General features: G+C 40.0%; 11 protein-coding genes. 4 read left to right on the top strand and 7 right to left on the bottom strand.

Features of this window, described 5'->3' with window-relative positions:
- Window positions 1-423: 423 nt before the first annotated feature.
- From gyrA to dnaA, 7 genes are all read right to left on the bottom strand, one after another.
- Entirely contained in the window at window positions 424-3,003 is a 2,580-nt protein-coding gene (gyrA, locus tag TY16_RS24360; protein WP_043934293.1) for a DNA gyrase subunit A, read from the bottom strand.
- A gap of 154 nt (window positions 3,004-3,157) precedes the next feature.
- Window positions 3,158-5,065, bottom strand: coding sequence for a DNA topoisomerase (ATP-hydrolyzing) subunit B (gene gyrB, locus TY16_RS24355; protein ID WP_442853263.1), 1,908 nt, complete (start codon window positions 5,063-5,065; stop codon window positions 3,158-3,160).
- Between the two features lie 168 nt (window positions 5,066-5,233).
- A complete protein-coding gene (remB, locus tag TY16_RS24350) occupies window positions 5,234-5,452 on the bottom strand; it encodes an extracellular matrix regulator RemB (RefSeq protein WP_043934291.1) in 219 nt (72 codons plus the stop codon).
- A gap of 7 nt (window positions 5,453-5,459) precedes the next feature.
- A complete protein-coding gene (gene recF / locus TY16_RS24345) occupies window positions 5,460-6,578 on the bottom strand; it encodes a DNA replication/repair protein RecF (protein ID WP_043934290.1) in 1,119 nt (372 codons plus the stop codon).
- Window positions 6,579-6,589: 11 nt separating this feature from the next.
- Window positions 6,590-6,808, bottom strand: a complete 219-nt coding sequence (gene yaaA / locus TY16_RS24340) for a S4 domain-containing protein YaaA (protein WP_043934289.1) — start codon at window positions 6,806-6,808, stop codon at window positions 6,590-6,592.
- Between the two features lie 274 nt (window positions 6,809-7,082).
- Window positions 7,083-8,219, bottom strand: a complete 1,137-nt coding sequence (dnaN, locus tag TY16_RS24335; RefSeq protein WP_043934288.1) for a DNA polymerase III subunit beta — start codon at window positions 8,217-8,219, stop codon at window positions 7,083-7,085.
- Window positions 8,220-8,402: 183 nt separating this feature from the next.
- On the bottom strand, window positions 8,403-9,749 hold the full coding sequence (gene dnaA / locus TY16_RS24330) for a chromosomal replication initiator protein DnaA (protein WP_043934287.1): 1,347 nt from the start codon (window positions 9,747-9,749) through the stop codon (window positions 8,403-8,405).
- A gap of 1,050 nt (window positions 9,750-10,799) precedes the next feature.
- On the opposite strand from dnaA, the gene rpmH reads away from it, so the two are divergent.
- The 4 genes from rpmH to jag all read left to right on the top strand — a co-directional run bounded on the left by rpmH (window position 10,800) and on the right by jag (window position 12,991).
- Window positions 10,800-10,934, top strand: coding sequence for a 50S ribosomal protein L34 (rpmH, locus tag TY16_RS24325; RefSeq protein WP_043934286.1), 135 nt, complete (start codon window positions 10,800-10,802; stop codon window positions 10,932-10,934).
- 168 nt (window positions 10,935-11,102) lie between these two features.
- Window positions 11,103-11,465 (top strand): ribonuclease P protein component, encoded by a 363-nt coding sequence (rnpA, locus tag TY16_RS24320; RefSeq protein ID WP_043934285.1) that lies wholly within the window; start codon window positions 11,103-11,105, stop codon window positions 11,463-11,465.
- A 135-nt stretch (window positions 11,466-11,600) separates the two neighbouring features.
- Window positions 11,601-12,377 carry a YidC family membrane integrase SpoIIIJ gene (spoIIIJ, locus tag TY16_RS24315; RefSeq protein WP_043934284.1) on the top strand — a complete coding sequence of 259 codons (777 nt, stop codon included), beginning with the start codon at window positions 11,601-11,603 and terminating at the stop codon, window positions 12,375-12,377.
- On the top strand, window positions 12,374-12,991 hold the full coding sequence (gene jag, locus TY16_RS24310; RefSeq protein WP_043934283.1) for an RNA-binding cell elongation regulator Jag/EloR: 618 nt from the start codon (window positions 12,374-12,376) through the stop codon (window positions 12,989-12,991). Before spoIIIJ ends, jag begins: the two co-directional genes overlap by 4 nt.
- The last annotated feature ends 288 nt before the right edge of the window (window positions 12,992-13,279 follow it).

The raw sequence follows: 13,279 nt of genomic DNA, 5'->3' as shown, positions 1-13,279 counted from the left end.
TAGCTCATAAAGTTACGTTGGCTGATGGCCGAAGCCATCAAAATATTATTGTTTGTTGACGCTTGTTTGTTTAGTTTTCAAGGAACAATCTTTTTAATGTATCGCGTAACAGCGACTTTATTAATATACCATTCACAACTCGATAAGTCAACACTTTTTTATATCTTTTTTACTATGAATATGTGTTCAACTTCTGCTGCGTTTGTGATTATAACAACATTATGGTTTTACTGCAATAGCTTTAGAAAGAATAGTTAGTTCGTAAGATTCAAAATAGTTTCATTAAGATTGAATACAATGTAAAACCAGTCAGATGAGGCACTACACTAAGGGTGCACCAAATATTCACGCGTTTAGACAGCCATAAAAAAGGAGCAAAGGGTTTTCCCACCCTTTGCTCCTCTCTGCTTATTCTTAATTAGTCTACTCCTCGGATCCTTCATCAGAATCTGTTTCTGAGGATTCTACAGGTTCATCTAATTCGATTACTTCTCTTACTGTTACAGTTTCATCAGGATGGGCTGCATCAATCACTGACTCTGGCAGTTCCAAGCCTTCCTCATCCTTTTCGTCCTCGCGTTCGACTTTTGCAACAGTAGCAACACTTTCGTTTTCTTTAATATTAATTAGCTTTACGCCAATTGTATTCCGGCCTACCTTCGAAATACTATCGACCGGAATTCTTATCAGTACTCCACCTGTGGTAATAAGCATGAGATCTTCTTCACCAGTGACAGTCTTCATAGAAACAAGGTGGCCATTTTTACTTTCAATAACATTGGCCGTCTTGATTCCTTTTCCGCCTCGTCCCTGAATGCGGTATTCGGCTGCGTCGGTCCGTTTACCGTAGCCCTTACTTGTAACGACGAGGACCTCTGAATCACCTTCAAGAACTTCCATTCCAATGACTTCATCATCAGAATCGAGCGTAATACCTTTTACACCCGTGGCAGTTCTCCCCATGGTCCTGACATCTGTTTCAGCAAAACGTATCTGCATGCCTTTCTTCGTGGCGATGACTATTTCTTTTGAACCATCTGTCATTCTCACAGAAATCAATTCATCACCTTCGCGAAGATTCAGGGCAATAAGCCCATTGTTACGGATATGCGCAAATGAAGATAAAGGCGAACGTTTTGAAATTCCTTCTTTCGTGGTAAAGAATAGGAACCAGTCATCGACAAATTCTTCTACAGGAATAATGGCATTAACCCATTCGCCTTTTTCAATCCCCAATAGGTTAATAATAGGGATCCCTTTTGCAGTCCTGCTGAATTCAGGAATTTCATATCCTTTGGTTTTATACACCTTCCCTTTATTAGTAAAGAATAGGATAGTGTTATGAGTTGAAGTGGTAATTAACTGTTCTACGAAGTCATCTTCATTCGTCCCCATGCCCTGGATACCTCTCCCCCCACGTTTTTGCGCACGGTAGGTTGAAGCAGGCAGGCGTTTAATGTAGCCATTATGGGTCAAAGTTAAAACGACAGTTTCGACAGGAATCAAATCTTCATCCTCAATGTGCTCGAGGCCGCCAGAAGCTATTTCTGTCCGCCTTTTATCATTAAAGCGCTCTTTAATTTCTGTCAGTTCATCACGGATAATTTGCAGAAGCTTTTCTTCATCAGCAAGAATTGCCTTATACTCAGCAATTTGTGCCATTAGATTTTGGTATTCTTCTTCAATTTTTTCCCTTTCCAGTCCTGTCAGACGCTGGAGCCTCATATCGAGGATTGCCTGTGCTTGCTTTTCGGAAAGATTGAAGGTAGAAATTAAGCCCTCACGAGCGATATCAGTTGTTCTGGAGTTACGAATTAACGTAATGACTGCATCAAGATGATCAAGTGCAATTCGCAAACCTTCGAGAATATGGGCGCGTGCTTCCGCTTTACGCAACTCAAACTCGGTCCGGCGTCTGATTACAACTTTCTGGTGATCAAGATAATGTGTTAAGCATTGCTTGAGATTTAGAACTTTCGGATGCCCATTAACAAGCGCCAGCATATTTATGCCAAAGGTTGTCTGCATGGCTGTCTGTTTGTAGAGATTATTAAGAAGGACATTTGCATTTGTGTCCTTTCGAACCTCAATGTAAATCCTCATCCCTCGCCTGTCGGATTCGTCCCGAAGATCAGTAATTCCATCGATTCTCTTTTCACGGACAAGCTCGGCGATCTTCTCTATAAGCTTTGCTTTATTTACCTGGTAAGGAAGTTCTTTTACAATGATGACTTCCTTTCCATTCTTAAGCTGTTCAATTTCTACCTTAGCACGTATGGTAATAGAACCCCGGCCGGTTTCATAGGCCTTGCGTATCCCACTTCGGCCTAGAATAATCCCGCCTGTTGGAAAATCAGGGCCAGGGATGATTTCCATAAGCTCCGGAATGGTAATATCCGAATCTTTACTAACCGCAAGAACACCATCAATGACCTCACCCAGCTGGTGAGGTGGAATATTAGTTGCCATTCCCACCGCAATACCTGTAGTTCCATTAACCAGGAGATTCGGGAAGCGGGCAGGGAGGACAACAGGCTCTCTTTCTTCACCATCATAGTTGTCCTGATAATCTATTGTATCTTTGTTTATGTCCCTCAATAACTCCATCGATATTTTTGACATTCTCGATTCAGTGTAACGCATGGCCGCGGCCGAGTCTCCATCCACCGAACCGAAGTTCCCATGGCCATCAACTAACATATACCGCTGGTTGAAATCCTGCGCCATACGGACCATGGTTTCATAGACAGCTTGGTCACCGTGCGGGTGGTATTTACCGATTACGTCACCAACGATACGAGCAGATTTTTTATATGGTTTATCAGAATGCATTCCAAGGTCATGCATTGCATACAGAATCCGGCGGTGTACCGGTTTGAGGCCATCCCGTACATCGGGCAGGGCCCTTGAAACGATAACACTCATCGCATAATCAAGGAATGATGATTTCATTTCTTGGCTTATATTAATTTCCTCTACACGAGAGTTTTCAAAATCAGCCATCAGATAACCCTCCACTTAAGGAACAAGCGGCTAATAGATGAATTACCTATCAAGCACTGCCATCCTTAACAAATTAAAAACCATAATTTTATTAAAAAGCAGGATAGACTGCCAATCTATCCTTGCGTTTTAAATCATCCAGTTTAGTCTTGCATTAAATATCCAGATTCTTTACATATTGGGCATTTTCTTCAATGAAGTTCCTGCGAGGTTCTACTTTATCTCCCATCAGGATTTCAAATGTTTCATCCGCCTCAATCGCATCGTTCAGGCTAACCTGCAGCAATGTCCTTACAGATGGATCCATAGTCGTTTCCCATAACTGCTCGGGGTTCATTTCTCCCAAACCCTTATAGCGTTGTACATTCGGCCTAGGCGTTGCCGGCAATTCGGACATGACCTTTTCCAGCTGTTTTTCGTTGTACGCATATTCGATCTTTTTGCCCTGCTGGATTTTATACAAAGGCGGCTGGGCAATGTAAATATAGCCAGACTCAATGATTGGGCGCATATATCGGTAGAAGAACGTCAATAATAAAGTTCGAATATGGGCTCCATCAACATCCGCATCTGTCATAATCACAACCTTGTGATAACGGGCTTTACTTATATCAAAATCTTCGCCAATTCCTGTTCCAACAGCTGTAATAATCGCTCTGACCTCGTTGTTGGACAAGATTTTATCAAGCCTTGATTTTTCAACATTGAGGATTTTACCGCGCAGAGGCAGGATTGCCTGGAAATGGCGGTCACGGCCCTGTTTGGCTGAACCTCCTGCAGAATCTCCCTCAACTATATAAATTTCACTTTCAGATGGGTCTTTGGAAGAACAGTCTGCGAGCTTTCCGGGAAGGCTTGATACTTCTAAGGCACTTTTCCTTCGTGTTAATTCACGTGCCTTTTTGGCCGCGAGCCTAGCCCTTGCCGCCATAAGGCCCTTCTCAACGACTTTTCTGGCGACGTCAGGGTTTTCCATCATGAATTGCTCAAATTTATCGGCAAATACTGTATCAGTAATGGCCCTGACCTCAGAGTTACCTAGCTTCGTCTTTGTCTGTCCTTCAAATTGGGGATTAGGATGCTTAATTGAAACAATTGCTGTTAATCCCTCACGCACATCGTCCCCAGAAAGATTCGCATCCGCTTCCTTAAAGATTCCACTCTTTCGGGCATAGTCATTTATAACTCTCGTCAAGGCAGTTTTAAAGCCGAATTCGTGAGTACCGCCTTCATACGTGTGGATATTGTTGGCGAAAGAATAAAGATTCCCGGTATAGCCATCGTTATATTGCATGGCAACTTCCACATTCACTCCATCACGGCCGCCTTCCATATAAATCGGCTCGTGGATGGCTTCTTTCGTTCTGTTCAAATGCTCAACATATGACTTGATGCCGCCTTCGTAGTAATACTCATTACTCTTATTTTCAACCCGCTTATCTTCAATGATAAGCCGGAGACCGCGGTTCAAGAAAGCAAGTTCCCTAATCCTGTTAGCCAGGACATCGTATTCGTATTCAAGTGTTTCGGTAAAAATTTCCGGATCGGGTTTAAAGTGTACTGTAGTACCCGTACGGTCGGTTTCTCCTATAACCTTAAGATCGTTCGCAGGGACACCACGCTCAAATTTCTGATAATGAATCTTTCCGTCCCTGTGTACATATACTTCAAGAAATGTAGATAGCGCATTAACGACAGAGGCACCAACACCATGGAGGCCTCCAGATACTTTATATCCGCCGCCGCCGAATTTACCGCCCGCGTGGAGCACCGTCATAATAACTTCAACAGCTGGCCTTCCCATCTTTTCGTGGAGTCCTACCGGGATACCACGGCCGTTATCTATTACTGTAATGCTATTATCTTCTTCAATGATGACTCTAATTTCATCGCAATAGCCAGCCAGAGCCTCATCAATACTGTTGTCGACAATTTCCCAGACCAAGTGGTGAAGTCCTTTGCCGCTTGTAGAGCCTATATACATTCCCGGGCGCTTCCTTACCGCTTCCAGACCCTCTAGAACCTGTATTTGATTGGCATCATAGGCTTGTTCCTTAATCATATCTTGTTCCATCGCCAAACCGGTCACCTGCACTTTCAATACTTTTGTTCCCATCGGTAGGGATTGTCCATTCTTTACGAATAATAAAATGCTCAACTTTTCCCATAAACTAGCTTAAAAAAGTCCTTTTTTGTTGCTTGTAAATTTATAATCTATATAAAGTTCATTTCAATAATCCTGTTTTCCCTGGTATGAACGTTTTTTTAATGTACTTGAAGCAAGAGGGGATAGGTAGACATTTTTCTCGGTAATAACCACCGATTTAAATGATCCTTTAGAGAGGTTAATGCTTTTGCCGGTTTCAGGAACAACAGCACTATCCTTATCGATGATCGCAATAATTTCACTGGCTCTTACCATATGATCCTCACCAATATGAATGTACATAAAAACCTCAATTCCTTTTTAGAATTTCACCGGCATTGACAATAAAAGTTGAAGCATCTTTCATTGTTTGATGATCTATTCCTTCTATGCTTGTCGTTGTTACAAACGTTTGGACCTTCCCGGCTATCGTATTTAATAAATGGGATTGGCGGTAGTCATCCAGTTCTGAAAGCACGTCATCAAGCAATAATATGGGGTACTCACCTATTTCGGAATAAATCAAATCTATTTCAGCAAGTTTAACAGAAAGCGCGGTTGTCCGTTGCTGTCCCTGGGATCCAAAAGTCTGTACATTTCTACCGTTTACATAAAATGTGACATCATCCCGTTGTGGTCCAAATAACGTCGTTCCTCTTTCCATTTCCCTCTGTTTGACTTTGGTGAATTTCTCTTGAAATACTTCTATCATTTTCGACAAGTCTTGGCCTTCTAATACATTAACAGATGGCTCGTAACGGATTTCAAGCGTTTCAGTACCCCTGGATATTCCTTTATGGATGGGCTGTGCCCACTTTTCAAGAATCTTTAAGAATTCAAATCGCTTAATCGTTGTTTTGACTGCCGCTTCTATGAATTGTTCAGTCAGGATATCAAGCATTGTTTCATCGGTGGATCTTTTGATTTGCAGCATTTTCAAGTAATGGTTTCGCTGCTGCAAAATTTTCATATATTGGCTGACACCATGCAAATAGACAGGTGAAACCTGCCCAATCTCCATATCTATGAAACGCCTGCGTACCTGCGGACTGCCTTTGACGAGATTCAGGTCTTCAGGAGCAAACATAACCACGTTCATATTGCCGATATATTGGCTCAGTCGCTGCTGTTCAATGTGGTTGAACCAAGCTTTTTTCCCTTTTTTGGATATAACTAGCTGCATGGGGATTGAACCGTGTCGCTTTTTGATCCGTCCTTCTATTTTAGCATACTCTGTATCCCAGCGAATAAGATCTTTATCATTTGTGGTACGGTGTGATTTTGCCATAGCCAGGACATAAATGGATTCCATAATGTTTGTCTTCCCTTGGGCATTTTCCCCTAGAAAGACATTCACTTTGTTTTCAAAGTCGATTGATATGTCCTTATAATTCCGATAATTTTTTAAAGCAAGCTGTTCAATATGCATATAAACATCCTTTAAGATTCTCTAAGGACAAACTCGCCAAATCCAGGAATCTTCACTTTATCCCCATCCCTTAGCTTTCTGCCTCTCCTTTGATCCTGCTCACCGTTAACATACACCTTGTGCTCACCAAGGAACCATTTGGCCATGCCTCCCGTTTGAATGACATCCGCAAGCTTAAGGAATTGTCCCAGCGTAATATAGTCTGTATCTATTTTTATTTCTTCTCGCATATTGTCCACTCTTTTCCGAAATGGTTTAGCTAGAAAGTATCAATACTTTATTTTACTAAAAATTTGGCTTAGTTACAAAGAATTCAAAGAAATTAAGGGCAACTTCAATAATTTCCTTTTATTTGAAAATTTAATTATAAAACCACTTATCTGCTCCTGGTGACACTACTCCGGGAAATTCGGTACTCACCCCAAATTGCAGGAGTTGTGTCACCCTTCAATTGCAAGAAAAGCCGCCAGGATTAACCGGCAGCCTCTTACCAAAGCATACATACTAATAAGTTCTAACTGGAAGGATAAGCTGGAGTATTGATTCATCATGAATCGGACGAATTACAAAAGGCCTCATCGCTCCAGTAAAGCTAATTTTTATATCTGTTCCTTCAAGGGCTTTAAGAGCATCCATTAAGTATTTTGCACTGAAGGAAATTTTTAATTCCTCTCCTTCAACAGATTGTCCCTGTATTTCTTCAACTACTGTTCCAATTTCAGGTGTATTTGAGGAAACCTCCACTATGTTGTCTGAAAGTGTGGAAAACTTAACAACATTATTCCTTCCTTCTTTGGCGAGCAAGGAAGCACGATCAATCGCATGAAGGAAATCCTTCGTAAACAAGACAACATCCGTTTTACTTTCTGAAGGAATCAGTCTGGAAGTGTCAGGATAGTTTCCTTCAAGGAGTCTTGAGAAGAATAAGACATGCTTTGATTTAAATAAAACTTGATTCTCTGTAATGACAATGTCTACTGGTTCATTTGTGTCTGCAATAATCTTACTCAATTCAGTCAGGCTTTTACCAGGTATCACGATGTTATAGGTTTCGTTGTTCTCCGTTTCTACACGGGCCTTTCTTAATGCCAGGCGATGGGAATCTGTTGCAATACAGGTTAATTCATTATTTTCCATCTTCCAGTTTACACCTGTCAAGATAGGGCGTGTTTCTGAGACGGACACTGCGAAAACAGTTTGGCGAATCAATGCTTTTAATAAATCTGCTGGAATCCTGAATTTGTTATCTTCCTCAATTTGTGGAAGGTGAGGATATTCCTCTGCATCAAGTCCATTAAGATTAAATTCGGATTTTCCTGAACGGATAACAGTCTGAAGCTGATTTTGCACTTCAATCTCCACAGTATCAGTAGGGAGCTTTTTTACGATCTCACTAAAGAACTTTGCCTGGAGGACAATCGCTCCCGGCTGTTTAATTTCAACAATTTCATCCCCGTTTTCTTCTTTTGGAATGAAAGATTGAATAGAAACGTCAGAATCACTTCCAGTGAGAGTGACACCTTCTTCTCCGGCAACAATCTTTATACCTGTCAGAATTGGAATTGTGGTTCTCGATGTAACTGCCTTCATTACATCATTCACGCTTTGGACTAGATTGTCCCGTTGAATACTGAATTTCATTTTTATTCCCCCGATCACGTCATAATTTTCTTGTAGATGAATATATTAATAAGTTCTTTAAAAATCGTAGAAGTACTAGTAGGCCCTGTGATTATGTGGATAAGTCTTTTTTTCAGAGGAAAGACAGTCTATCCACATGTGGATAGACTGTGTGTAACTGATAAGGACTTATCAACAAATTCATTAAACCTTCAACAGCTCATTTAATTCTTTAACCTGCATTTGAAGCTGGACATCCGAAGTGAGTAGTTTCGAAATCTTTTCATGAGCATGAATAACGGTTGTGTGATCCCTGCCTCCGAATTCCTCACCAATCTTTGGTAATGAGAAATCTGTTAATTCCCTGGATAGATACATTGCAACCTGCCGTGGGAAGGCAACCGATTTAGTTCTCTTCTTAGCTTTGAAATCCTCAAGTTTAATATTAAATTGCTGTCCTACAGCTTTTTGAATATCAAGTATTGTAATCATTTTTGGTTTCGAATTCGGAATAATATCTTTCAAAGCCTCTGCTGCCAAATCAGCATTAATATCTTTATTTATTAATGAAGAATAAGCAACAACTCTAATTAAAGCCCCTTCGAGTTCACGAATATTGGAATCGATTTGGTTCGCTATATAGAGCATTACTTCATTCGGAATATCAAGTCCCTCTGCCTTGGCTTTCTTTCGAAGAATTGCAATCCGCGTTTCGAGATCCGGAGGGGTGATGTCTGTAATCAGACCCCATTCGAAACGGCTTCGGAGCCTGTCTTCGAGAGTCGGAATTTCTTTCGGAGGCCGATCGCTAGAGATAATTATTTGTTTGCTTTCCTCATGTAATGTATTAAATGTATGGAAAAATTCTTCCTGGGTGGATTCTTTGCCAGCCAGGAATTGAATATCATCAATTAAAAGTACATCAACTTTTCGGTACTTATTACGGAATTCAATTGCCTTGTTATCGCGGATTGAATTGATGAATTCATTCGTGAACTTTTCAGAGGAAAGGTAAACCACCTTGGCTGACGGGTTATGTTCCAAAACATAATGGCCAATCGCATGCATCAAGTGTGTTTTACCAAGTCCAACTCCACCATAAATAAATAGGGGATTATAGGCTTTAGCTGGAGCCTCTGCAACAGCAAGTGATGCTGCGTGGGCAAATCGGTTTCCAGATCCGATGACGAATGTATCAAATGTATATTTTGGGTTTAGCATTGTAAGAGGGATATCGTTATGTTCATCCTCTTTTTTCGCTTTTGTTTTGGAAAATTGCAAATCAAGTACATCATCATTTTGTACCTGAGGAATAATAAATTTGATTTCAAGTTCTTCTCCCGTAATTTCATAAAGTATTTCTGAGATTAACTGGGAATAACGTTCTTCTAGCCAATCACGGGCAAATTCGTTCGGTGCTGTAATGATTAATGTATTACCTTGAAGTGCATGCGACTTGGTTGATTTAAGCCAGGTATCAAAGCTTGGTTTGCTTATTTTCTTTTGTATACTGGCCAGAGCTTCATTCCACAAGTCCGAGATATTCTCCAATCTATTTTCCCTCCTTTTTTAGTAGAATAATAAAAATTCATGAAAAGCGAATATTTTGGTCACTGTTATACAAGGTGTATAACCCTGTTGTATAAATATTCAGGTGGTTGTAACTGTGGAAAAACATATAATAAGGAAAGAAGAAGGGGTTTCGACAATATCCTCTACCTGTGGACAAATTTCAACAACACCCTTGAATAACTGTCCACAAGTTATCCACAGTCTGTGGATAATTAATTTATCCACATTTAATTCGTAGAAGTGAAAACACAACTATAATATCAGAAAAAGATAAGGTGCGCAATGGTTTTAAAAGATTATCCACAACAACAACAGGTTTGTTAACAAAATTTATCCACAATAAGAGAACATGTGAAAAACTTGTCAATAACCTCTTGAAAAGCTAAAAAATATGTCGGAAATTATCCACAGCTTAAGTAGAGCGCTGGTTTTCTCTTTTTTCTGTGATGAAAAAAAGTAAAAAATACTCAGTCTTTTATTTTGTTTACTAGGATTAAGAAAATGGTTTTGGCAAAGTGAGATATGAAGAAGTAAGTTTTGGAAGTTTGCTTGTTAATCTAAACTAACGCGGATTATACTGGTGAAGGGATAGAAAGAATCCTTGCAATGCAGTTTGAAGAAAACCTGCTGCATGAAGAAGGGTTTCCGGATCATATATAGTAGGCAGGGTTTGTAAGTAAAAGGTACTTTGAATTTATTTAGCTTCCCTTACTGCATTCGTTCTTTCTCCTATATATCCTATATAAATGATTGAACGCGATAATTTAAATATTTCGTCGCGGGAGTTTTAAGTTAAAATTGATTTGGTTCCTCTCACTTAAGAATTCGAATCTACCTATATTAGTTCAATTCAAAAAAGTGTTGAGCAGTTGAACATTGTTGGAAGAAGTATGAAAAACCCAAACAATAGTTGACAATTGGCAGGGGACCTCTCTATAATAATTAAGACTGTCTCAACAAAAACTATTTCTAAAATATCCAGACTGTCTTTATAAGCAATTAAGCAATTCCTCAGGGAGGTGTCATAGAATGAAAAGGACTTACCAGCCAAATAAAAGGAAACATAGCAAAGTTCACGGTTTCCGTAAGCGTATGAGCTCTGCAACCGGCCGCAAGGTAATTGCACGCCGTCGCCAAAAAGGAAGAAAAGTATTATCAGCTTAAGCCACTGACCGTCTCAGTGGTCTTTTTTTTCTATTTGGAGGAAAATAGGACAATTGGTATACTCTCGATCAGTCTAGATTATCGGTTGATTTGGAATAGAGAGTTCTATTAAAGGTTAGGATGACACTTAGGGATGGGCTGTTATTAGTCCGGAGTGAAGGTGTGCGTATGAAAAAGGAATACAGAATAAAAGAGAATAAGGATTTTCAGCAGGTTTTTAAAAAGGGACATTCAACAGCCAATAGGCAGTTCATTGTTTACGTCTTAAAAAAAGAAGGACAAACCAATTTTAGAATTGGCCTATCAGTGAGCAAGAAGATAGGGAATGCTGTGGTTCGTAACCAGGTTAAAAGATACATACGTCAGTCGGTTTTTGAAGTGAAAGACGGACTCGCAAATGGTTTTGACTATGTCATTATAGCCAGGAAACCTGTTTCTGATATGGACTTTTTTGAGGTCAAAAAAAGCCTGGTGCATGTATTGAAGCTTGCAAAGGTGTTGAAAAGGGACTATTCCTATGAAAAAAAGTGAAAAGTTGCTCCTATATGCAAATTTTGAAAGCACTTCAGGGAAAAAAATGATAGAATGATTCAGATAGCGTCTCTTTAATAGTATGTATGGGTTTTCCCACCAATATAACCATCCGTTTTAAGGAGGAAATTTCGGTTGAGTAAACGAATATTCACGTTTATTGGTTTGTTTTCATTTGTTCTTTTCTTAACAGGTTGTACCGAGGTAAACAAGCCGATAACAGCAGAGAGCACAGGTTTTTGGAATGAGTACATTGTCTACCCGCTTTCTTGGCTAATTATTGAGGGAGCAGAATTATTGTGGGGGAGCTTTGGGTTATCGATCATCGCCGTAACTATTTTGATTCGTCTGGCTATCCTGCCCTTAATGATTAAACAGACAAAGAGTACAAAGGCAATGCAGGCTTTGCAGCCAGAGATGAAAAAGCTTCAAGAGAAATACAGCTCCAAGGACCAAAAGACACAGCAAAAATTGCAACAGGAAACAATGGCATTATTCCAGAAACATGGTGTCAATCCAATGGCAGGCTGTTTCCCGTTATTTGTCCAGATGCCGATATTGATTGGTTTTTACCATGCAATATCAAGGACGAGGGCAATTGCTGACCATAACTTCCTTTGGTTCGACCTAGGGGATAAGGATCCATATTATATCCTTCCGTTAGTAGCTGGCCTGACTACATTTATCCAACAAAAAATGTCAATGGCCGGAATGCCGGACAATCCTCAAATGCAGATGATGCTTTGGATGATGCCGCTTATGATTATTATATTTGCGATTAATTTCCCGGCAGCCCTTTCTCTGTACTGGGTAGTAGGAAATATTTTCATGATTGTCCAAACATATTTCATTAAAGGGCCGGACTTGAAAAAGGCGCAAGCCTCCGGCAACGCGGGGGGAGCTAAAAAGTGAAACAGATAACTGCCAGCGGACAAACCGTTGAAGATGCAGTACAATCAGCACTTGCTCAGTTAAACACCACGAAAGAACGTACAGATGTTGAGATTGTTGACGAAGGTAAAAAAGGGATTTTCGGTTTCGGCTCGAGGCCGGCCATTGTAAAGGTAACAGTAAGAATTGATCCGCTAGAAGAGGCAAGAAAATTTCTATATCAGGTGGCTGAACAAATGGGAGCCCCAATTGAAATTGAAACAATTAAGGATGGCAAGCATGTAACATTTGTTCTTTCTGGAGAAAAAATCGCAATATTGATTGGTAAAAGGGGCCAGACTCTCAATTCCCTGCAATATTTGACTCAGTTGGTCCTTAACCGATTCTCGGAACAATATTTAACTGTCATTCTGGATGCTGAGGATTACCGGAATCGACGAAATGAAACACTTATCCAGCTTGCTCAGCGCCTCGCACAAAAGGCATTGAAAACAGGTAAGAACGTGACACTTGAGCCGATGCCATCATATGAAAGAAAAGTCATTCATACGGCATTGTCAGAAAACACGAAAGTTAAAACTTATTCGGATGGTACCGAGCCTCATCGGCATATTGTGATTTCACCAATCCGTTAATTTTTATTAATAGGAAAACTCCTTGTCAGGCAGCTGGCAGGGAGTTTTTTTTATGAAAAAAATTGAATTGAAGAGGTGTCTTCCTGGAGTGGACATAAATCTTTTAATGATTTAAGGCAAAATAACATAATGGTTTCAAAAACTCTTTCCATTCAGACATGCTTTATTGTTATTCACATGTGGATAAGTTAAAATAAAACTTGTTGACTTTAACAGCTGTGGATAAGCAGCCTTTCGCAGCCAATCAAGCTATGGTATGCTACTATTTTGGTGTTTTAAACTAATGAG

Source organism: Bacillus sp. EB01 (assembly GCF_000613125.1).
GTDB lineage: Bacteria > Bacillota > Bacilli > Bacillales > Cytobacillaceae > Bacillus_D.
This window is presented reverse-complemented; position numbering and strand designations above follow the sequence as displayed.